At 41.5% G+C, this 23,557-nt stretch carries 18 protein-coding genes and 1 other annotated feature; of the genes, 14 read left to right on the top strand and 4 right to left on the bottom strand.

Annotated elements, in window-relative coordinates:
- From ccsA to ysxE, 7 genes are all read left to right on the top strand, one after another.
- The gene (ccsA, locus tag DET59_RS09935) at positions 1-834 is read left to right on the top strand and encodes a cytochrome c biogenesis protein (protein ID WP_113969521.1); all 834 of its coding nucleotides are present in this window, start codon (positions 1-3) and stop codon (positions 832-834) included.
- Between the two features lie 17 nt (positions 835-851).
- Positions 852-1,784 (top strand): hydroxymethylbilane synthase, encoded by a 933-nt coding sequence (gene hemC, locus DET59_RS09930; protein WP_113969520.1) that lies wholly within the window; start codon positions 852-854, stop codon positions 1,782-1,784.
- Positions 1,784-2,575: a uroporphyrinogen-III synthase gene (locus tag DET59_RS09925; RefSeq protein ID WP_113969519.1), complete on the top strand. Its 792-nt coding sequence runs from the start codon at positions 1,784-1,786 to the stop codon at positions 2,573-2,575. Before hemC ends, DET59_RS09925 begins: the two co-directional genes overlap by 1 nt.
- A gap of 27 nt (positions 2,576-2,602) precedes the next feature.
- Complete coding sequence (gene hemB, locus DET59_RS09920; RefSeq protein WP_113969518.1) at positions 2,603-3,577, top strand: porphobilinogen synthase; 975 nt, start codon at positions 2,603-2,605, stop codon at positions 3,575-3,577.
- Positions 3,578-3,632: 55 nt separating this feature from the next.
- Positions 3,633-4,925 (top strand): glutamate-1-semialdehyde 2,1-aminomutase, encoded by a 1,293-nt coding sequence (gene hemL / locus DET59_RS09915; protein ID WP_113969517.1) that lies wholly within the window; start codon positions 3,633-3,635, stop codon positions 4,923-4,925.
- Between the two features lie 137 nt (positions 4,926-5,062).
- Complete coding sequence (gene spoVID / locus DET59_RS09910) at positions 5,063-6,295, top strand: stage VI sporulation protein D (RefSeq protein ID WP_113969516.1); 1,233 nt, start codon at positions 5,063-5,065, stop codon at positions 6,293-6,295.
- 130 nt (positions 6,296-6,425) lie between these two features.
- Positions 6,426-7,454, top strand: coding sequence for a spore coat protein YsxE (gene ysxE, locus DET59_RS09905; RefSeq protein ID WP_113969515.1), 1,029 nt, complete (start codon positions 6,426-6,428; stop codon positions 7,452-7,454).
- A gap of 37 nt (positions 7,455-7,491) precedes the next feature.
- On the opposite strand, the gene DET59_RS09900 is transcribed toward ysxE, so the two are convergent.
- Positions 7,492-7,680, bottom strand: coding sequence for a hypothetical protein (locus tag DET59_RS09900; RefSeq protein WP_044339496.1), 189 nt, complete (start codon positions 7,678-7,680; stop codon positions 7,492-7,494).
- Positions 7,681-7,844: 164 nt separating this feature from the next.
- Positions 7,845-8,072, top strand: a binding site (T-box leader).
- Between the two features lie 70 nt (positions 8,073-8,142).
- Between DET59_RS09900 and DET59_RS09895 the strand changes: the two genes are divergently transcribed.
- The 4 genes from DET59_RS09895 (at position 8,143) to DET59_RS09880 (ending at position 17,077) form a co-directional block, all read left to right on the top strand.
- Complete coding sequence (locus DET59_RS09895) at positions 8,143-10,794, top strand: valine--tRNA ligase (protein ID WP_113969514.1); 2,652 nt, start codon at positions 8,143-8,145, stop codon at positions 10,792-10,794.
- Positions 10,795-10,936: 142 nt separating this feature from the next.
- Positions 10,937-12,244: a bifunctional folylpolyglutamate synthase/dihydrofolate synthase gene (locus DET59_RS09890; RefSeq protein WP_258549634.1), complete on the top strand. Its 1,308-nt coding sequence runs from the start codon at positions 10,937-10,939 to the stop codon at positions 12,242-12,244.
- A gap of 109 nt (positions 12,245-12,353) precedes the next feature.
- Positions 12,354-14,066 (top strand): sensor domain-containing diguanylate cyclase, encoded by a 1,713-nt coding sequence (locus tag DET59_RS09885; protein ID WP_113969513.1) that lies wholly within the window; start codon positions 12,354-12,356, stop codon positions 14,064-14,066.
- A 122-nt stretch (positions 14,067-14,188) separates the two neighbouring features.
- The gene (locus DET59_RS09880; protein WP_181778115.1) at positions 14,189-17,077 is read left to right on the top strand and encodes a vWA domain-containing protein; all 2,889 of its coding nucleotides are present in this window, start codon (positions 14,189-14,191) and stop codon (positions 17,075-17,077) included.
- 36 nt (positions 17,078-17,113) lie between these two features.
- Here the strand turns inward: DET59_RS09880 and DET59_RS09875 are convergent, their stop codons facing one another.
- Genes DET59_RS09875 through DET59_RS09865 form a run of 3 tightly spaced genes read right to left on the bottom strand, consistent with a single transcriptional unit; the run spans position 17,114 to position 20,069 of the window.
- Positions 17,114-18,994 carry a polymer-forming cytoskeletal protein gene (locus DET59_RS09875; protein ID WP_113969511.1) on the bottom strand — a complete coding sequence of 627 codons (1,881 nt, stop codon included), beginning with the start codon at positions 18,992-18,994 and terminating at the stop codon, positions 17,114-17,116.
- 15 nt (positions 18,995-19,009) lie between these two features.
- Entirely contained in the window at positions 19,010-19,597 is a 588-nt protein-coding gene (locus DET59_RS09870; RefSeq protein ID WP_113969510.1) for a PilW family protein, read from the bottom strand.
- Entirely contained in the window at positions 19,539-20,069 is a 531-nt protein-coding gene (locus DET59_RS09865) for a prepilin-type N-terminal cleavage/methylation domain-containing protein (protein ID WP_258549633.1), read from the bottom strand. The genes DET59_RS09870 and DET59_RS09865 overlap by 59 nt, the downstream gene beginning before the upstream one ends.
- Positions 20,070-20,183: 114 nt before the next feature.
- On the opposite strand from DET59_RS09865, the gene DET59_RS09860 reads away from it, so the two are divergent.
- From DET59_RS09860 to DET59_RS09850, 3 genes are read left to right on the top strand one after another with little or no spacing between them, the layout of a single operon-like run.
- Entirely contained in the window at positions 20,184-21,395 is a 1,212-nt protein-coding gene (locus DET59_RS09860) for a hypothetical protein (protein WP_113969509.1), read from the top strand.
- Between the two features lie 10 nt (positions 21,396-21,405).
- Positions 21,406-22,143 (top strand): PRC-barrel domain-containing protein, encoded by a 738-nt coding sequence (locus DET59_RS09855; protein ID WP_113969508.1) that lies wholly within the window; start codon positions 21,406-21,408, stop codon positions 22,141-22,143.
- 22 nt (positions 22,144-22,165) lie between these two features.
- The gene (locus DET59_RS09850) at positions 22,166-23,539 is read left to right on the top strand and encodes a VanW family protein (RefSeq protein WP_113969507.1); all 1,374 of its coding nucleotides are present in this window, start codon (positions 22,166-22,168) and stop codon (positions 23,537-23,539) included.
- Positions 23,540-23,557 lie beyond the last annotated feature (18 nt).

Genomic DNA, 23,557 nt, shown 5'->3' with positions numbered 1-23,557 from the left:
ATGTTTGAACAAACGATGACTAGGCTGCACGAACTTATGATTGTTCTGTATGCTATTAGTATTCTCTTTTACTTTATAGATTTCTTAAACAAAAACCGGAAGGCGAATCTGTTTGCCTTCTGGTTACTTGCGATTGTTTGGATCCTTCAAACAATCTTTTTATTTCTATACATGATGAATACAGGCAGGTTTCCGGTCCTCACCATCTTTGAGGGACTTTATTTTTATGCCTGGGTCCTCATCACCCTGTCACTTGTCATCAATCGATTATTAAGAGTGGACTTTACGGTGTTCTTCACAAATGTACTGGGATTCATCATCATGGCGATCCATACGTTTGCGCCGGTACAGGTAGAGTCACAGGCGATGGCAGAACAGCTCGTATCTGAATTATTGTTGATTCATATTACGATGGCCATCCTCTCATATGGAGCCTTTTCACTATCCTTTGTGTTTTCCCTGCTTTACCTCCTGCAATTTAAATTATTAAAGGAGAAAAAATGGGGACAAAGGTTATGGCGGATCAGCGATTTGTCCAAACTTGAGAAGATTTCATATATATCGAACGCCATTGGTGTAGCCATGCTTCTATTGAGCTTGATACTGGGGCTGCAATGGGCATACATCAAACTGCCGGAATTTCTATGGTATGATCCGAAAATAGTAGGATCATTCATTCTATTAATTTTATATAGTAGTTATTTATATCTTCGCATCAAAAAAAATCTATTTGGTAAGTCATTAGCTTTTCTTAATGTTGCAGCCTTTTTGATCATTTTAATTAACTTTTTCTTGGGCAGTAGGTTGTCTTCATTTCATTTCTGGTATTCATAAGTTTTCAGGAGGTCATTATGAGAAAAATCATTGTTGGATCGAGACGAAGTAAATTAGCACTGACACAAACAAATTGGGTGATCGATCAGTTGAAAGAACTGGATCCCTCTTACGAATTCGAAGTGAAGGAAATCGTTACAAAAGGGGATCAGATCCTCGATGTCACCCTGTCAAAGGTCGGTGGAAAAGGCTTGTTTGTTAAAGAAATTGAACAAGCGATGCTGGATAAAGAAATCGATATGGCCGTTCACAGTATGAAAGACATGCCAGCGGTTTTACCTGAAGGACTGACCATCGGATGTATACCGATTCGCGAGGATCACCGTGATGCGTTCATCAGTAAAAATCATGTGGCCCTCAAAGACTTACCGGGTGGTGCAATCATAGGAACGAGCAGTCTGCGCAGAGGAGCACAGATTTTATCCGTTCGTCCAGATCTTGAAATCAAATGGATCCGTGGAAATATCGATACGCGCTTAACGAAGCTTAAAAATGAGGATTACGACGCGATCATCCTAGCAGCGGCAGGGTTATCACGTATGGGCTGGACATCAGATGTTGTAACGGAATTCCTTGATCCAGACCTTTGTCTGCCTGCAGTCGGACAAGGTGCATTATCCATTGAATGCAGGAAAGATGATTCTGAGTTGCTTGAGTTGCTTCAGAAGTTTGCTTGTGAAGAGACGACTGAGACTGTTACGGCTGAAAGAGCGTTCCTTCATAAAATGGAAGGCGGATGTCAGGTGCCGATTGCAGGATTTGCTGAGCTGAAAGACAACGGGGATGTAGCATTAACAGGGCTTGTAGCTTCACCTGATGGGAAGACGATTTATAAAGAATACATGGTGGGACAAAATCCTCAGCAAGTAGGGGAGAAAGTCGCTGAAAGCTTAACAGACCTGGGGGCTAAGGCTTTAATCGATCAGGTGAAAGAGGAGCTAGATCAATAATGAAGGGTAAAGGGCCTTTAGAAAACATAAAGGTTTTGATTACTCGCGGAAGTGAGGGATCCAGTGAAACGGCTTCCCTCATCGAAGACGTGGGAGGGGTTCCGATTGTGGTGCCGCTCCTTCATTTTCAACCTCATGAAGATGTGTGGGAAACGAATCTTCACACAACCATACATACGTACGAATGGATTATTTTCACCAGTAAAAATGGAGTGAAATTCTTTCTTCAAGCTTTGAAACGATTACAGCTCGATTTATCTTCTTTTTCCGGGAAGTTTGCTGCAGTCGGAAGTAAGACGGAACACTATTGCAGGAAGAATGGAATCCCTGTTTCCTTCGTGCCTGACCATTTTACAGGGGATGACTTTGCAGACGAATTCATTTCGAAAGTGAAGCCTTCAGGGGACGTTCTGATTCCAAAGGGGAACCTGGCCAGAAACGTCATTGCTTCAGAGCTTCTCTCTGCCGGGGTGTCCTGTCAGGAATGGATCGTCTATGAAACCGTCCTTCCAGAAGGGTGCATCGGTCAGTTGAAGGACAGTATTGAAGAAGAGAAACCTGATATCATCACGTTTACCAGTTCATCAACGGTTCATCATTTTATGAAGGTGGTCGATCAGCACAGCCTTCATGATAAAATCCAGGACATACCGATTGCCTGCATTGGTCCCATTACAAAAAGTACGGCTGAACAGTACGGATTACATGTAAAAATCTGTCCGACCATTTATACTGTAAATGAAATGGTAAACGAAATGAAAAGATTTATCACGAATAGATCATCACAATAAAGCTTTATTTACTTAGGAGGATTTCACATGAAAGATTTGCATTTTAATCGTCATCGCCGCCTGCGTCAATCAGATCATATGCGTGCGTTAGTAAGAGAAACTCATCTACGAAAAGAGGATTTAATTTATCCACTGTTTATAGTGGAAGGGGAAAATATTAAGAATGTCGTTCCTTCCATGCCAGGGGTTTTTCACATTTCCCTGGATAACTTAAAAGCAGAAATGGATGAAGTGGTTTCCTTAGGTATCAAATCCATTATTCTTTTCGGTGTTCCGGCTGAAAAAGATGAGGCAGGAACACAAGCGTATCATGACCACGGAATCGTCCAAAGAGCAACCCGATTTGTGAAGGAACATTATCCTGAGCTTGTTGTCATTGCCGATACTTGTTTATGTCAATATACGAGCCACGGACATTGTGGAATCGTCAAAGATGGAAAAGTACTGAATGATCCCACACTTGATCTTTTAGCCAAAACGGCGGTCAGCCAGGCTGAAGCGGGAGCTGATATCATTGCTCCTTCGAATATGATGGATGGATTCGTTGCAGCGATCCGCCACGGTTTGGACGAGGCCGGCTATCATGATGTGCCGATCATGTCATATGCCGTTAAGTACTCCTCAAGCTTCTATGGTCCATTCCGTGATGCAGCACACTCTACACCGCAATTTGGAGATCGCAGAACGTATCAGATGGATCCTGCGAATCGTCTCGAAGCGTTAAGAGAAGCACAGTCGGATATTGAAGAAGGCGCAGATTTCTTAATTGTCAAACCTGCCCTTTCCTATTTAGATATCATGCGGGAAGTGAAAGACCGTTTCAATGCACCAGTTGTCGCTTATAACGTAAGTGGAGAGTACAGCATGGTGAAAGCGGCGGCTCAAAACGGCTGGGTAAACGAACAGGAAATCGTAATGGAAAAACTGACAAGCATGAAACGTGCGGGTGCAGACCTTATTATTACGTATTTTGCAAAAGATGTAGCGAATTGGTTATCCTAATTGGTGGAAAGTTCCTGTAAGGATGACTGAAAGATCACTAAAGGAGGAACCCGGAATGCGTTCATATGAGAAATCGAAGCAAGCGTTCAAAGAAGCAGTAAAACTGATGCCTGGCGGAGTTAATAGTCCTGTACGGGCATTCAAATCCGTAAAGATGGATCCCCTATTCATGGAAAGAGGAAAAGGAGCTAAAATTTACGATATCGATGGAAATGAATACATTGACTATGTTCTTTCCTGGGGACCACTCATTCTTGGTCACAGCAATGACCGTGTGGTGGAATCCATTAAAAAGGTAGCAGAAAACGGGACCAGCTTCGGTGCCCCGACAGAGATTGAAAACAAACTTGCCGAACTAGTCATTGAAAGGGTTCCAAGTATTGAAGTGGTACGTATGGTGTCCTCTGGTACAGAGGCGACGATGAGTGCCCTGCGTCTTGCGCGTGGATATACTGGACGCAATAAAATCATCAAGTTCGAAGGCTGCTACCACGGTCATGGAGATTCATTATTAATCAAGGCAGGATCCGGTGTTGCGACTCTCGGGTTGCCCGACAGTCCTGGTGTTCCTGAAGGCGTAGCAAAGAATACGATTACGGTGCCTTATAATGACTTGGAAAGCCTCCGTTATGCCTTTGAACAATTTGGTGATGACATCGCTGGTGTGATCGTAGAACCTGTTGCCGGCAATATGGGTGTCGTTCCACCTCAGCCAGGCTTCCTGGAAGGCCTTCGTGAAATAACGGAAAATCATGGTTCTCTGTTAATATTTGATGAAGTCATGACTGGATTCCGTGTCGGATACGGATGTGCACAGGGCTATTACAATGTAACCCCGGACTTAACGTGTTTAGGAAAAGTCATTGGTGGTGGCCTGCCGGTAGGTGCATACGGCGGTAAAGCTGAAATCATGGAAAGAATCGCTCCAAGCGGTCCGATCTATCAAGCTGGAACCCTATCCGGAAATCCATTGGCCATGACGGCGGGATATGAAACCCTGAGCCAGCTGACTCCTGAAACGTACACAGAGTTCGCACGCAAAGCAGACCTGTTGGAAGAAGGCTTAAAGAAAGCAGCAGAAAAGCACAACATCCCTCACAGAATTAACCGGGCCGGCTCCATGATCGGTATCTTCTTCACGAATGAAGAAGTAACCAACTATGAAGGCGCGAAATCATCTGATCTTGAGATGTTTGCCGATTACTACCGTGAAATGGCCCATGAAGGTGTATTCTTACCACCTTCCCAATTCGAAGGACTATTCCTATCGACAGCTCACACAGATGAAGATATTGAAAAAACCCTTGAAGCAGCGGAAAAAGCGTTTGAAAAAATTAGTAAAAAGTAATGATGGTAGCCGATCCTTTTTATAGGGATCGGCTATTTATATTCGTTTTCCTATCATAATCCTCCTTTTCGGTTCATAAAGTGATAATGGCATTGTTTACTATTTCTTTGTTTGGAACCTGAAAGGAGGAATTTCTTTTGTCACAAGAACAACAATCGTGTTTGCGATTTTCTTTGGAAGAATCAATTTGGTTTAAAAAAGGACAGGAAGTTGAAGAATTGCTATCTATCTCCTTAGATCCTCATATAACGATACAAGAGCAAGAGCAGTACGTACTTATCAGGGGTAGCCTTGATCTTTCCGGTGAATATTTACCAACCTCACCGAGAGATGAAGAAGAGGATGAGTTTGAAGCGGGTGGTAAGTTTGTTCAAATAGTTGAAAAAAGGGAAAAAGGTGAGTATGAATTTGTCCACCGTTTCCCGGTCGATGTGACGATTCCGAAAAACAGAATTGCCAATCTGGGCGATATCGACGTGTTCGTTGAGTCATTTGACTACATGGTTCCCGAGAATGCTTGTCTAAAATTGAATGCCGATTTAACGATTACAGGGATTTATGGAGAACAGCAGACGCATACTCCCCTTGAAGCTGAATTTAGCAGAGAGGAAGATTACGAGCCGCTGTACCGTTCGAGTGCAGTTGCCGAAGTAGAAGAGGATACAGCGGAGGAAGATGTAGAAACAGAAGAAGAGCAGGAAGAAAGAGAAGAAGTATACGAGTATGAGAACTACGATGTCGAAGAATTAACGGCGAACGTTGAAGAGGAGGAAGAAGAGGAAGAAGAGGAAGAAGAGGACTCTGAAGACGACGAGTACCAGCCCTTTAATCTGGAAGGACGGACACCGCCAGCCGAAGAGGACGATGAGATCCCCGTACAGATTCAATACGATGCTCATCCTGCCCATAGCTATGAGGAAAATTATTTCCGAAAAGAAAACGTGTTTGAATTGCCACAGCATGACCTGAGCGAGTCATCAGAAGAACAGCCGGCTCAACCAAAGGCCGCCTACATGCCGCCTCCTAAATACAAACAGCAGGAGGAGGAAGAAGAGTCCTCTTCATCCTCCGCAGTAGAAGCAGAAATGGAAGAAAGCGGAGAAGAGCAGGATGATAAGAAAAAGACTAAAGGCAAAAAGAAATATGAGACCATTTCCCTTACCGATTTCTTTGCGAGAAAAGAAGAGGAAAAGGGTGCAACATTAAGGGTATGCATTGTTCAAGAAGGAGAAACGCTGGATTATATCGCAGAAAAGTATGATCTAACCATTCCTCAGCTATTGAGGGTCAATCAACTTGAAGCCAATCAAGACGTCTATGTAGGGCAGGTTCTATATATCCCGAAAAGCGAGTATGTCTTCAAGGGTTAAAGGAATAGAGCAAAGTCGCTCCCATCTGAGAAGAGCGCAATTGCCATATAGAAGGAACTACGGGGCTGACACCAAAATCATTGGAGTTAGTCCGTTTTTTTTAGAAAAGTAATCTTAGAAGGTGAGAGGTATGGTACAAACGCTGGAGGGATTAAAGCCTGTGTTACAACCTTATGGTGTCGAACCCCATTTTGTTGAGAATTACGGGAAGATTTCCAAAGTATTCTCCAATAAAGGGACGCTTGCTGTGAAGCAGCTCTCAGCCCAAACTGGAGTGGATTTTGTCAGGAATGTACAAATGTTGTTTCAAAGGGGCTATAACCGGATTGTTCCGATCTATCCGACATTGGATGGACGCTATGCGGTGTGGAATGATGGGCAGTTATACTATGTCATGCCCTGGCTCTTGAACCTGGAAAGGGAAGATCAATTTGAAAAGCATCAGAAAATGTTCCGGGAATTGGCAAGACTTCATACTCTCTCCTCTCAAGAAGTAAAGATTGATAAAGAAGAGAGAGAATCTCATTACGAGCAGCTGACTTCCAGGTGGGATAAAGAACAGCAGTTTCTCGATGAGTATGTGGAAGCATGTGAAAGGACAACGTATATGTCTCCTTTTCAATTCCATTATTGCATGTACTATAAGGACGCTTCCCAAGCGCTGAAATTTTCACGGAAAATGCTGGATGAATGGTATGAGGAAACGAAAGAGCTTGAGAAAGTCAGAACCGTCATTACACATGGTAAGGTATCGACGGAGCATTTTTTATTCGACGAAAGAGGCTTGGGGTATTTCCATAACTTTGAGAACTCAAAGATGGCCTCACCCTTCCATGACCTGCTGCCGTTTCTGTCCAGAACTTTGAAAACCTATCCTAAGTATTATGAGGAATGCATCGAGTGGCTCACCACGTATTTTCAGCATTTTACCGTACGTAACGAAGAGCGGCTCCTGTTCATGAGTTATTTAGCTTACCCAAGCTCTGTCATCGCTGTGGTGGAAAAGTATTTTCATACACCGAAGGATAAGCGGAATGAACGGAAATCTCTCAAAAAATTGCAACGGCATTACTGGCTTCTGAAAAACACGGAATACGTGGTCATGCGTTTAGATGAAATGGAAAAAAAGAAGCAGGAGCAGGCGGCCGAGGCAGAATAAAAAAAAGGACTGGCGAAGTCCACATTTCGTCAGTCCATTAAATCCAATCGAAATAAATGGCAAGACCGATACCGATAAAAAGAGTTAAAAGAAGGACGTCAAAAGTGGTTGGAAGCAAAATGGTCCGGACCCCTTGAAAGATCGTAAAAGGAATGATGAATTGCTTACATATTAACCGGGCGTTTCCCATCCATTTCTGCATGGTATATTGATTGATTTTTTTCATATTCGTCCACTCACTTTCCTGGGTGTATTCACTACTTTATCTTATGAATACAGAATAAAATGGTGCCTATGTATAGGCAAAATGAATATTTTTCATTGAAAATGCCAATAATGATTGACGAAAGTTTATCTTATCCTATACTATAATGAGTAAATAAATAATCTTGAAAAGCAATGAACAGGAAGAGTACATTGATCCTTACTTTCAGAGAGGAAAATCGTTAGCTGAGAGATTTTCTACGTTAAGACAATGGAAGGTCGCCTGAAGAGCTGTTTCTATGAAATGAGAGTAGTAGAAGCCGGTTAAAAGCCGTTATAATCGTCGAGAGTTCAGGAGGCTTATTTCTCCTGAGAAAAAAGGTGGTACCGCGAATGGAATCCTTCGTCCTTTTCACAGGACGGGGGATTTTTTTATTTTTTTTAGAAAAGTGTACTTATTCGCACTAATATAGGAGGAAAACAAATGGAAACTCAAGATCAGCAATTATCCATGCCGACAAAATATGATCCAAATGCCATTGAGCAGGGCAGATACAAATGGTGGCTGGAAGGTAAATATTTCGAAGCCAAAAACGATAAGGAGAAGGAGCCATACACAATTGTCATTCCTCCTCCGAACGTAACAGGAAAACTTCATCTTGGTCATGCTTGGGACACGACCCTGCAAGATATCCTGACAAGAATGAAGCGCATGCAGGGTTACGATGTATTATGGCTGCCGGGTATGGACCATGCCGGGATCGCGACACAGGCGAAAGTGGATGAAAAACTTCGCAATCAAGGCATTTCACGCTATGACTTAGGTCGTGAAAAGTTCGTAGAAGAAACATGGAAATGGAAAGAAGAATATGCCGAGCATATCCGTCAGCAATGGTCTAAGGTTGGATTAGGCCTGGACTATAGCCGTGAGCGTTTCACGTTGGACGAGGGCTTATCGGAAGCGGTACAAAAGGTATTTATCGACCTTTATAACAAAGGCTTAATCTACCGTGGTGAATACATCATCAACTGGGATCCGGCAACGAAAACGGCCCTTTCAGACATTGAGGTCATTCATCAGGATGTACAAGGTGCATTCTATCATATGAAATATCCGCTGGCAGATGGAAGTGGTCACATTGAAATTGCCACGACCCGTCCGGAAACGATGCTTGGAGATACGGCCGTTGCGGTTCACCCGGAAGATGATCGCTACAAGCATCTAATCGGCAAAACCGTCACCCTTCCTATCGTTGGACGTGAAATTCCGATTGTAGGAGATGACTATGTTGATATGGAATTTGGTTCAGGTGCAGTAAAAATCACACCTGCCCATGACCCGAATGATTTCGAAATCGGAAACCGTCACAATTTAGAGCGTGTTCTCGTCATGAACGAAGACGGAACCATGAATGACAAGGCGGATAAATACCAAGGCATGGATCGTTTCCAATGCCGTAAGGAAATCGTGAAGGACCTTCAAGAAGCAGGAGTTCTGTTCAAGATTGAAGAGCATATACATTCAGTTGGTCACTCCGAAAGAAGTGGAGCGGTGGTTGAGCCTTATCTTTCGACTCAGTGGTTCGTTAAGATGGATCCTCTGGCAGAGGAAGCGGTGAAACTGCAACAGGATGAGAACAAGGTCAACTTTGTACCTGATCGCTTTGAAACGTCTTACCTGCGCTGGATGGAAAACACGCGTGACTGGTGTATTTCCCGTCAGCTTTGGTGGGGGCATCGCATCCCGGCCTGGTATCATAAAGAAACAGGCGAAATCTATGTAAACAACGAAGCACCGGAAGACCTTGAGAACTGGACCCAGGAAGAGGATGTACTGGATACATGGTTCAGTTCAGCTCTATGGCCGTTTTCAACAATGGGCTGGCCTGATCTGGATGCAGAGGACTTTAAACGCTATTATCCAACGAATACACTCGTGACCGGCTACGATATCATCGGTTTCTGGGTATCGCGCATGATCTTCCAAGGACTGGAGTTCACAGGAGAACGTCCATTTAAAGACGTACTGATTCACGGACTGGTTCGGGATGCAGATGGACGCAAGATGAGTAAGTCATTAGGTAATGGTGTAGATCCGATGGATGTCATCGAAAAGTACGGTGCCGATTCCCTTCGCTACTTCCTATCTACAGGCAGCTCACCGGGGCAGGATCTTCGTTTCTCCTTTGAGAAAGTAGAATCTGTTTGGAACTTTGCGAATAAGATTTGGAATGCATCCCGTTTCGCCCTTATGAATATGGATGGTATGACATACGACGAGATCGATCTTTCAGGTGAGAAGTCTGTTGCGGATAAATGGATCCTTACCCGTTTAAATGAAACGATCGAAACCGTGACACGATTAGCCGATCGTTACGAATTTGGTGAAGTGGGACGCGTTCTTTACAACTTCATCTGGGATGACTTCTGTGATTGGTATATCGAGATGGCGAAATTGCCTCTGTATGGCGAGGACGAAGGAGCTAAGAAAACGACCCGTTCGATTCTGGCCTATGTACTCGACAACACAATGAGACTACTACACCCATTCATGCCGTTTATTACCGAGGAAATATGGCAGAACTTGCCGCATCAAGGCGAATCCATTACAGTAGCTGCGTGGCCGACGGTTCAAGATGAACTGACAGACCAAGGGGCAGCAGAAGAGATGAAGCTGCTCGTTGATATCATTCGTGCCGTACGTAATGTCCGTGCAGAGGTAAACACTCCGATGAGTAAGCAAATCAACTTGATGCTGAAGGCAAAAGACGCACACACCCTCACGATCATCGAGAAGAACAAAGCATATATTGAAAAATTCTGTAATCCAGAGAAGCTGGAAATGGGTACAGATTTAGTTACTCCGGATAAAGCGATGACGGCGGTTGTAACAGGTGTAGACTTATTCCTTCCATTAGAAGGATTAATCAACATCGAAGAAGAAATTGCCCGTCTTCAAAAAGAACTGGAGAAATGGACGAAAGAAGTTTCCCGGGTTCAAGGCAAATTAAACAACGAAAAATTTGTGAGCAAGGCTCCTCAAAATGTAGTAGATGAGGAAAAAGCAAAGGAAAAAGATTATTTAGAGAAACAAGCGACGGTGAAAGCAAGAATCGAAGAGCTTAAATCACTATAATCTTTTGAACAGAGGATAAGAAGAGGGCTTTAGAATCGGGTCTGATTGTTAAGGTTGAGGGGATGCATCAAGGTTTTCTCTCCGGCAATCTGCCCCGACTTGAGCCCTCTTTCTAATGAAACCTTAAGGGGAGTGATTGAAATTGTTAACCTATGAAAAGGCCGTTGGATGGATACACTCAAGACTCAGACTTGGAATCAAGCCGGGTCTTGAGAGAATGCAGTACTTGTTAGAGGAGCTTGGGAATCCTCATAAAAAGCTCCAAACCGTTCATATCGGGGGAACAAACGGAAAGGGATCCACTGTAACCTATTTGAGAAATATGCTACAGGAATCAGGGTATTCAGTCGGCACCTTTACTTCACCATATTTTGAACGATTTAATGAGAGGATCAGCATCAATGGGGAACCTGTTTCTGATGAAGATTTAACTCTTCTTGTGGAAAAAATTAAGCCCATTGCCGAAAGCATGGAGCATTCTGAATGGGGAACCCCTTCTGAATTCGAAGTCATAACAGCCATGAGCTTTTATTACTTTGCCGAAATGCATCCTGTCGATCTCGTCCTTTATGAGGTAGGGCTTGGAGGAAGACTTGATTCGACGAATGTCATCACACCGATGGTTTCAGTCATAACGAGCATCGGTCTGGATCATATGCAATTTCTGGGAAGCAGATTAGAAGACATAGCCTTTGAGAAAGCCGGGATCATCAAACGTTCTTTTCCGGTCATATCAGGGGTTCACCAGAAAGAAGCAGCTGAAGTGATAAGACAGAAAGCGCTGGAAATGGGTAGTGACCTGTTTGAACTCGGAGAGGATTTTTCTGTGGAACGTCAAGCCTTACTCGAAAAAGGGGAGAGATTCCAATACACGTCTCCTGTTCAAAATGAAACGTATGAGCTTTCCATGATCGGTGTACACCAAATCAATAATGCAGCAATAGCCATTAAAGTGACAGAGCTTCTTAGTGAACAGCATAAAATAGCAGGTCCCCATATTAAAACGGGACTAAAGAAGGCATCATGGCCAGGCAGAATGGAAGCTTTATCATACAATCCCGGGATTTATATTGACGGGGCCCATAATCCTGAAGGGGTACAAGCCTTGGTGAAAACCATAAACGATCGCTTTATCAATAAAAGGGTAACGGTTCTTTTTGCGGCACTACACGACAAAGAATTAAAACCGATGATCACGACATTGGAAGAAGCGGTGGAGGCAATTGGATTCACGACCTTTGACTTTCCGCGAGTCGCGTCAGTTGAAGAGCTCTATGAACTATCTTCCCATCCCGATAAGATGAAAGTTCACCAATGGAGAGACTACCTTCCTGAGAAAGTACAAGGCATGAAAGAAGAAGATATCCTGTTAATAACAGGTTCACTATACTTTTTATCCAAGGTTAAACCATATCTGCTGGACCACCTGGAAAATTACAGAAAAAAGTAAGTGACTTTATTGGACTGCTTTGATAAAATATTCTTAAACTTGTGACTATTTAACTAGTATAGTATGATCGAACTATATTAAATTAATGGTGGACCTATGGGGGATAGATATGACGTTATCAGTAAAAAAGAAGCTGTACATATTGCTGACCTGGCTGGCCGTTGTACCTGCTGGTTTGTATATGACCTATCAATACTATCCTCCTGAGAATATTGCAGGAAATGAGTTAGAGCTATTAACATTGGTGGCTTTCGCTACTTTTATCCCGCTTATGCCCATTGTGATAAATGGTGCGACCATCTTCTTCATCCAGTGGGTGACCCTAGTAGGGTTTATAAAGTATGGTCTATTTGTTGAGATCATCCTCATGCAGTTCTCTATCATTCCATTACTCATACGGCTTCAATTGACCAAAAATGATTGGCATAGAATCCCCTTGAATTCTGTCATGTTCTATATCGTTTCATTAGTCAGCGGCCTGGTCTATTTTTTATTCGGTGGAGAAGTCGGTTTAAGAGATATCAGTCAATTAATCTTTCCTATATTGAGTTATCAAATTGTGTCGATCATGGTCAACCAGATACTGCTTCTGCTCTATCAACACTATCTGGTGAATAGTGATGTCCGCTTCTACAGCAAGGATTTCGTATGGGACTTTACGGCAAATATGATCATGTTCCCCCTTTCTTTATCTCTCTATTATTTAACGTTTGAACTGGGAGCCTTCGCTTCGTTATTGATCGGTATCCCTTTTGTGAGCTTATCGATCATCTTGAAGATGTATAACTCTTCTGAAAAGATCAATGAATACCTTCAAAAAGCGGGTGAAATCGGTCACCAGTTAACGGAAAGCCTTAAAGTGAATGAAGTGCTTGATATATTCATCGAGAAGATCATTGAGACCCTGCCGGTTGAATATGCCTATATCCTGGATTGCAAGGAAGAAGAACTTGTCCTGTTAAGACGGGTTGAAAATGGAGAAATGAAGTCCAATAACCTGCGTCCATTAAAGAAAAGCCAGGGAATCAGCGGTGTAGTGTGGGAAACAGGGAAGTCAGTCCTCTATACTTCACGATCTGAATGGACCGGGATCGCTGAAGGATACATGCCTGATGGAGTGGAAAGCGTTCTGTGCGTACCCATTGTAAGAAGTCAAAAGGTGCGAGGGATCCTTCTATTGGCTTCTTCCAAAAAGAAAGCCTATGAAAAATATCAATTGATGATCGTCGATATTTTATGCTCCTATTTCGGGGTGGCGATCGCCAATGCAAGGCATCATGAACGAACGAAGAAAAACAGTGAGAGATGTGCCCTGACAGGACTTTACAATTACCGCTATTTTGAAGATCTCCTGTCCCTGGAATTCAATCATCTCGATGTCGGGAAAAGGAAAAGTCTATCCCTCATCATGCTCGACCTTGATCATTTCAAGGTCATTAACGACAACTATGGTCACCAGAGCGGTAACGAAATCCTGATTGAACTTGCAGACCGCCTTCGTACCCTTATCGATACCAGGGGAACGGTTGCCAGGTATGGAGGGGAGGAATTTGTCATCCTTCTTCCGGATACAAAACGGGATGAAGCGCTCATCCTGGCAGAGCATGTCAGGGGTGAGATAGCCAACAAACCCTTCACCATCCATGACAGTCTCCATGAATCCAACAAACAGATGATGGTCCGGATCACCGCAAGCATCGGAGTTTCAACCGCACCTGAAGATGCAGAAGATACCCTGGCACTCATCCGCCATGCGGACCGCGCGCTTTATACGGGTGCAAAGCAGGCCGGGCGGAACCGGGTGGCTCAGTATGTGAAATAGTTAAAAGGGTGTCTATTCGACAATAGACATCTTTTTTCTTTGTTTTGAGTATTAAGTCCTATTATAATAGTTTGAAGATTGATATAATAAAAGCATTATAGGATAACCAAATGAGGGATATTATGAGAATTCAGGGAAAGATTCCACTACTATTACTTTTCACCCTTTTTCTGGCATTTATTTTTAATTCGACAAATACCTATGCCAATGGAACTTCAGATTTAAGAGTTGACTTCAATGTTACCCCGTCCCAAGAAGTCATTGTTAAGCCGGTGGATGGTAATGCCAAAGCATCATTAGACTTTCATATCAATCCAATCGGAGAGGTGAAAGAAACGAATCGACCTCCTATAGACGTCGTTTTTGTCTTCGATAAGTCAGGATCGATGAATAGCACCAGGGATAAAATGCAAAGTGCAAAGGATGGGCTGACTAATGCCGTACAATTCTTTGAGAAAAACAAACAACGTAATGATCGCTTCTCTCTTATTACGTTTTCTTCAGATATAGAAACGATACTTCCATTAAGTAATGACCTCGATGCTATTAAAACTTCCATGTTACATACCACAGCTTATGGAGGCACCAATTACACAGACCCCTTGCGTGCAGCGAAGAATATGCTGAAAGATTCCAAGAATGAAAAGTATATTGTCTTCTTAACCGATGGACAGCCGATGATTGCGACGTCGATTGAAAAAGTAGGTTACAAAGACTGTAAAAATAAACCTTGTAATAAATACGAATTTATTGAGAAAGAACAGCTAGTGAAGTTCGATTATCAAGATAGATATAATTACTACTATAATAAATGGCTTCATAGAATATCTTCTACCGAAAATCGCGATGTGAATTATTTATATGTAAATGATTTCTCTATCAACGGGAAGTCCATGAATTCAGGTTGGTATATAATGGATGAACTAGAGAAGTACAGCGAGTACGTTCAAGCTCTTATCAAACAAAAAGGCCTTGAAGTATCCAAGGAAATCTACAACGATAAAATCACCATGCATACCCTTGGTTATGGAGAAGGAGATCTGGATGATCGTTATCTTGAAATGCTGGCACAGCAAACGTCGGGTAGCTTCATTAAAGCCAGTGAAGGAAGCGTCTCCGATGCATTCGAAAAATTAGCCAACAAATTGAATTCAGTCAAATTGGATGGCGAAATTGTCGTGCAGTTGCCGGAAAATGTGACAGTTGACCAAAATCAATACAAAGTGATGAATAATAAAGTCTATTTGCCATTTTCCACGGTATACGAAGTAGGGCAGGGTGTACCAACTCCTATTACAGTATCGCTTCCGGTGGAATTCTCCAATAAGGGATCCTATACGTTTAAGGATTTGAAAGTACAGTATAAAACGGCAGAAGAAACAGAATGGCGATCAAGTGATAGAAGGTCTGTGACGATTGAAGTGAAAGATGATGCACCTGCATCGGTCACAGGAAGGGTAGACTTAAATAAAATCAATCAAGACCTGTTCAATTTAATTATTGAGGATGGAAAAGAAACAAATACTTTCACAGGACTGTTCAAACTGGATTTTGGCGGGTTGGTAAATCCGAAAGCAAAGGGTGATTTAAGTGAGATTACTATACACCAGCCCTTACCAGAGGGTATCAGCGTTAAAGAAAGCCCTGATGTAACAATTCAGAATATCAATGGACAACAAATTGCCATAATCAAGGTTAAACAAAAGATGAGCTTTGAAAACGGTGCATTTACTAAACCTGCACTTGAGATACCTGTAACGATGAACGCCGTCTGGGCCATTAATAATGTGAAAATGCCACAAGCGAAAGTCTATTATGTCGATTCACGATATGGGAACAAAGTGAGCAGTAATCTGAGCCCGAATCATAACGAAATCAGCGCGAAAGTAAGAACACGTCAATTGCAAAATGGAAGGGAATTTGCATTTGATGGTTATTCAAACGGTACGATCAAGAAGGTTAAAATACAGGGGCAAACGGAAACTGTTGTAGCAACACTGGAAGCTGGAGTGGATAGTCGATACCCGATTATGCCTGTAAAATCATTGCAGAGTGAACCCACACAGCTTACTATTACCTACAAAAATGGAGCAACCGCTGTTTTACCATTCGTTCCTGAATTAATAGTAAAAGACCCACTCACAGAAACTATTTTAGATGATGGTTCTTCTGTCTCGAATGAAGTGGAATTCTATCTCTCTAATGGTATTCCTGGAGGAAATGTTTCTTACCACTATCAACTTCTTAATGAAGAAGAAACAAACGGCGAATGGACAGATTTTGAGTTGGAAGATACGAAAATCATTGATCGTTTCGGGAAGAATGAAATCCGTGTAAAAGCCGTTGGAGGTTTTGCAATAGAGGATTACATTATTGAAAGGACCATTTGGATCGAGGGTGACGAATTAATACGTGTACCTTCATTAATTGAATTATATGTTGGAGAAACCCAGTCATTCAATATCGATATCTTCCCGTTTGGAAAACCCAACAATAATTATAATGTAAAGGTTCTACAAGGGGATGATGGAATGATTAACTCCTCATACAGTCAAGTCAGTTCCACCAAAGAGAACCGAATGACAGGATTATCTCCCGGCGAGGATCTAGTGGAAGTTGAAACCAAGAATGGGAAATACAAAAAATCGATCCGAGTCATTGTTAAGTCAAGGATTGTAAAACTGGAAAGCATGGACTTCACAAAATCGAAGTACACTTTATTGCTGGAAGGTAACGCATTCGATATACACTCTCATTTAGTATTCAATCCTGAAAATGCAACCAATAAAAACATCAAGAACGTTGTCGACACAGGTAATGATGTTGTAGACATCGTACAAGAAAGTGGAGTTTGGAAGGTTATACCTAAAAATACAGGGGTGACGACGATAACGGTTACTTCTGAAGAAGATCCTGATATAAAGGCGATTGCGATTTTCGAAGTCGTTGCAGGTGAAGAAGAAACTGAAAACCCGGAGACCGGAGATGGGAATATCGATGGAAGATGGTGATATAAAGGGAGGTCCTTGATAATGGACCTCCCTTTTTCATTCAACTATTATTTCATCACTGATTAATGAGAGAGCTTCAACCTTTGGTAAAGTATCCAGCTTTGAAAGAAGGACATCTTTGTTATAGTTTACGATGAATCTTGACAGTTTCTCTTGCTGATTTGAGGGGGAGCTCTGATTTGCCTCATCGATATTGTCTACGTCCCCACGAACAGCATTCACTGTAAGGTTGCCTTTTGAGAAGACTCCGCCGTTAACATAAAATAATGAACCAACTCCATAAAGGGTAGCGTCACTATCCGTGTAGAAAAAAGCTTGTAACGGCTTGATGGCCTCAGCTGGATCGGGCAATAAACGTAATTCATCCTTTTCCTTCTCCTGAGCATAATACTGAAATTCATTCATTCTTGTTAATAGTAACTCTCCTTTAGAGAGTAAAATTAATTCACCTGTATTATTTGTGCCGTCTTCACTCTCTTTACCGGTTATATTCAAGTTAGAAATACTTGTTTTTCCCCTTGCGTAAATGACGGAATCAAACTTGATTTCATCATTCTCACCGGCTGGGTCATTGGCATCACCCAGTATGGTTAAATTCCTCCCTGAAAATACATTTCCCGATATGACGGAAGTGGAATTTTGTGATTGAAAAGAGATGTGATCAAAACTAACTATATTCTTCTGAAGCATTACGGGTGAATTTGCCTCTATGGATACTCTTCCTGCTGCCACGATATTATCAATGGTCATTTCTCCCTCTAAATTAGAAATGGTCACATTCCCAGTCGAAATGATATTCCCGATGTTCATTGGAGAACTCGCGATAATATTCACATCACCATCTACAAGCAGGTCCACCCCTGAATACTGTAGCCCTCTAATAGTAATGTTTCCACTCACCTTAACCTTCCCCTGGGAGCTCTCATCCAACATCCCATCTTCAACAAGGGCAGGAGAGAAGGAGTTTGAAAGAAAAGCAGTTCTGATTGAACTCATTAAATTTGTTTGGGAAATGTTATTTCTCATTGGTAGATCAAGAGATTCTAATACCTTGCTAACCTCTTCTTCGTAAGTTTGATTAAATGAAATATCAGTAAATTGACTATCCTGTTTTACTTTGGGAGGTGCTATTAGCGGATAGAACTGATTTGAAGTTATCAAGCTTTTCATATGTTCATAATTCGCTTTGTTGTAGCTTGTATACAAGTCCCCGATAACGGACGGGAATGGTGCTGGGTATGTTTTCTCCTGTTTATTAGAAAGTTGGTAGTCGGCCTCTTCGCTTATGCCTAAAGAGTTAGCATAAATGTTACCAACCAGATGTGGAGATCCATTCAATTGAAGCTTTTCCCTTGAGCCTAGAGTATACTTAAGGAAACTTGGGATGGGCGATAAAATGACCCTTTTTCGAACGGTCTTTTCCACTTTCCCTTGTTCAGAAGAAGGGTTTTTTGTTTGAATCAGGATTTCATACACTCTCGTAAGGTTGGTGCCAAGATAGTCCAGCTCAAAGGTTTTGAAATCAGGAATGTTGGATTTCGTACAGCGGTCACCCAGTAGGTTTATTGCACTGGTCCCACTCACATCAATGATGGTGACACACTTTATTCTATCGATAGACTGATAGGACGGGAGAATGGAAGATTGAAAAAAAGCTGCTACTTTCGAATTTATATTCGCTGGTGTCAATGCGGTGATCTCTAACTCCCTTGTGGGCTGCAATTGATAGACAAGCTTGGATGAAATTTCTTCTGCTGCCTTTAGCCCTTCATATGTAATGTCAATGTCGGTCTCTCTGACTTCAGTTCGTTTAGCTCCACCTATCGTCGAACTTATGATAGCCATACCGATTGTCACCATAACAAGAGATGTTATTAAAACGGTAAGTAAGGCATTTCCTCTTTGATTGGTTAACAAGCTGTTTTCTCCCTTCTAAAATCCGAAGCTGCTCTCTAAATTAAGGGTTTTATCGAAATTAGGATGTGAAACTTTGTACGATAGCTGTATGATCGCTTCATTGCACGGTTTAGAAGTGCAGGTGGAAGTGATGATGGATCCCGAAAAGTCAGAAGGTGTAGTTAATATTGACCCGTCAAAGCTCCATTGTTTTTTCTCCCCAACTTGAACTAGTTGCAAGATCTGTTCATCATTCACAATCTCTTCTTCCACTACCTGATAGAAGGATTTTCCTGAATAGGGCGCTACAGATAGTTCACTGCTGTTTATAAACTTTACACAAGTAGAAGAGGATGGCACGCATTCTTCAATTGTATCGAAGGGGTATGAATAAAGATTCTTCATTACCATTGCAGAAACATAATCTGCGTCTTCCCTCAATTGTGCATCGATCGAAACTTTCTCGTAAACCTTATAGCCGGTAATCATTGCCCCGTATGTAACGGGTAACAGGATAGCCGAAATGGATAGGGTAAGTAATAACTCAACCAGGGTAATGCCTCTATTATCGGATATCTTCGCTTTTAACTTTTCCATCAACGGTCGTACTGTATTCTCTATCATTGATATTCCACCTAACTTCGATTGTAATAGGAATATAGTAATCTAATTCATCAGGGTTCGTGACTTCCCCGGAATAAATCTCAGTCTCATATTCTAATCCGTTTATATTTATATTTTTCTTGTCCGGACAGGAATCAACCATTTCTGATTCAGTAGAGAAGTTAGAGAAGGTTTGATATTCATCCCCGCAAATGAATAATTTATAAAATTCATCTGTCGGATCTTTACTTCCTATATTCACTTCATAGAAGTAATTCCTGATCTCAAGGAAGTTTTGTTTTTCCATAAACATTAAGACATTTCTGGCTACATTTACTCCCACTGTCTTCTTTTGATTGCCGTTCGTATATGTACTGGATTGAAGGAAGAAATTCATGAAACTTAAAAGGACGATCCCCAGGATTGTAATTGAAACCAAAAGTTCAATTAAAGTGAAACCTCTATTATTTTTTAATATTTTTATAAGTTTCAACCCAACACCCGCTTTCAAAATACCTAACTTTATTATACAATATCTAGTAGTCGAAACTTGTTAAAAAAAGTCTGATTTATAAGAAATATATCATAGGAAGGAGATGAATGTAAGATGATCTACCTATTTTCATTACTTGCACTTATTCTGTTGCTACCTATCTTATATTTTATTCCAATAGGCATCAGCGTAAAAGGGAAACTATTAATTGCCGGTATTGCATTCGGTTTAACGCTCCTTGGATTAGTCGCATCAACCCAGTATCCAATTTGGATGATTGGAATCATGTTAATGGTTTTGTTAGGACTTACTTCTTATGTGATTGAACAACGGTTCAGTGGTCTTTTAGTCCTGGCTACCGGCACTGAGATGGATTTGGAAGAAGAACCTATGCAAATAGTCCATGAACATAAGGGATTAAAGGATAATTTACATAATAAAAAGGGTGAAATTGAAGCTGAGGAAGAAAAATTGGATTTGATTGAAGATACTGTGAATTCCGTTCCGGTTGAAGAAGAAATAGCTCCAATTGAATTGGAGGATCTTTATAAAATCGAAGTAGACGTGGCAGAAGAAGATCTTGAAACAGATGGATCTTTAAAACAAGATGAACCGTTACAAGCTGTCGATATCATAGAGGGGTACCCTGCCGCTGAAGCTGAGTCGAAAAAGGTCGATGATGATGAAAGTGAATGGTTCATAGAAAATGCCGGTGAATACGAAGATAACGAAGCTAATAAAGAAATAGAAGAAGGAAATGAGTCTTCTGATATCGTTTTAAGTGAGATTGAAAGATTAATGAATGAACCTGACGAGACCATTGAAGATGAAGAAATGAAGGATGTAGTTGATGATCACCTGGAACCTGTAGAAGATTTAGAGGACTTACCGGGTTCTGAAGATGAATTGGAAGATGATTTAGTTGAAGGTGAGGACCCCGAAATATTTGAGGATACAGAGGATAGTATTGCTGAAGAAATCAGTGAAGAAGACCTTCACGTACTTCCTGAAAGATCCAGGATCATGAGAGAGGTTATGAAGACCATGATTGAACAAATCACACTCTCGAAGAGCATTTTATCAGCCCACCAGATGGAAAACATGATTAAGCATTACTTACATCCAAGTTTACACGATCAAGATTACTATACATTTGCAAAAATATTAATGGATCATTACATTTCAACAGAGCAATACGATGACTTACAAATGTTTACTGACGGGATTTCAAAGAGATTCAATGAGTATCCGTACATTAAAATGGACATTGAGCAAACAAATGAGTTTGCATGGGAAAAGTTAAACGAAATTAAATTGACAGAATAGGTGAGATGACATGAAAAAGAGTGCAGAAATGAAAGCTTTACCGATTATCAGTATATCCGATGGAAGTGAAATAGGGAGGGTCAAATCCCTTGTAATCAATCCGGAAAAGGGCTCGGTTGATTTTCTGACCATCGAGCATGAAGATTGGCAGGTCAGTGTGAAGGCGATCCCGTTTAAAAAGGTAGTTGGCATAGGGGAATATGCCGTCACAGTCGAAAATGAGAATGCCGTAATCGATTTAAATGAAATCCCGATTGCGAACCAGCTGGTGAATAAAAAAATTAAAATTAACGATACCCGCGTGATGACCCGTAAAGGCCAAATGATCGGCAGCATTCAAGAGTTTTATGTGGATGATGAAACCGGGGCTATTGTTTCCTTAGAATTAAATGCCCAGGACAACACGTTTTTCCTTGGTACGGAACATGTTCTAACATTTGGAAAAGATATCATCATTGTGAATGAAGACGCTGCAGAATATTTTAAAGGATCATTTGATCAACTTGTAAGTCCTGAGCCTGTTTTCGAAGAAGAGCCTCTGCCTTTACAACCGCAACCACATGGCTTAGAGACCATTAAAACGAAACAGACTCAATTACTTACAGGAAAAAGAGTGATTGAAGATATATATAATTTAGAGGGGAATCTATTGATTGCTAAAGGTTCATCTCTAACCGAAGCTGATATTAAAGCTGCCCAGGACGCAGGTCCATCTGTTTTTGTTGATTTAACGATGAATATTAAGTAGGAGTCAGGAAGGAGCGCCTAGTGTGAAAAAAGGTCTACTTGTTAAACTGATGACCGTTTTGTTCTTATCCACATTCTTTCTATATGGATTTTCTCATTTAGGCGTCTTTGCTTATGAAACGTTCTTTGTTAAGTCACTCAATCTGTCGAAACATGCAGCGGTTGCATCTATTAAACTGGGTGGAGCAAACAAAGAGGAAGCAATGAAGATACTGGGTGAGAAAGTAGAGGAGTGGAAGGTAAATCAAAACCTAATGCTTGATTTCAATGGAGAAACAGCCAAAGTCGACCCATCTCTCTTTCAATTTCATGTGGAAGAAAGCATAGAGAAACTTGTTGATAATGAAAACACAAGTTTAATTGTGACGTTGGATGAAAAGGCATTCGATGCGTTTCTTGCAAATCAGTTCGCTGACTATAGGGGAGAAGACATCAACCTGCCATCTTTACGGGAGTATATCCTCTCTTTGGCTGGTAGTCTTCATAAAGAAGAGAGTATACAGATATACGATTATGCAGCCAGTAATGAGTCTCCACAAGTCCTGTATGAGGCCGTGTCCAATGAATTAGAGGTTACACCAACGATCAAGAGCTTTATCGACAATTATCCCTCCATTCCCATTGTACCCAATTCCCAATTTTCCTTTTCGAATTTCCTGGAAACAGAAGGTTTTGTAGTTGAATCACAGGCTGATTTAAGTCCGGTTGCATCATTACTCTATCAGATCACCTTACATACCAACTTTTCTATCATTGAACGAAATATAAGCAAGCTGCTTCCGGACTATGTGACCCTTGGCTTTGAAGCGAAATTCAATCCGATGAATAACCAGGATTTTGTCATCACCAATCCTAATTCAACCGGTTATGAGCTGAAGCTTGCCATCCATGAGAATAGGATCAAGGCTCAATTGCAGGGGATCCCTTTTCCAAACTCTTATAATGTCCGTTTGTCGGAAAAGGAAACGTTCCCTCCACGCGTGATTAAACAGTTTAGCCCTTTTGTTGAAAAAGGAAGCATCGATATTCAACAAGAAGGGAAAGACGGGGTCCTGATCCGGGTCTATAAGCAAAAACTGAGTTCAACAGGTGAAATCCTTTCAGAAGAACTGATTAATGAAGATTTTTATGCACCACAGCATAAGATTGCAGTTTATCCGCTGCAGGAATTACAGGAACCCTCAAGTGGAACATTCGATAATGTACCGACCGGGGAGAATGGTGAAGAATCATCGAATGAAGAATCGAATGATGGGGTAAAGGAGGATACTCCCTCAATGGATGAGGAAGTGAACGAGAACCCTTCCCCAGAGGAGGAAAGTGAAGGTCCTGCCGACCAGGATTCTTCAAGATCATCAGATGGAGAAGCGAAACCAAAGAAAAAAGACATTAAATAAGTCGTGAAAGCGGGTGAT

Origin of the sequence: Rossellomorea aquimaris, from assembly GCF_003315075.1 — a bacterium.
In the GTDB taxonomy this organism is placed as follows: Bacteria; Bacillota; Bacilli; order Bacillales; family Bacillaceae_B; genus Rossellomorea; species Rossellomorea aquimaris_C.
This window is presented reverse-complemented; position numbering and strand designations above follow the sequence as displayed.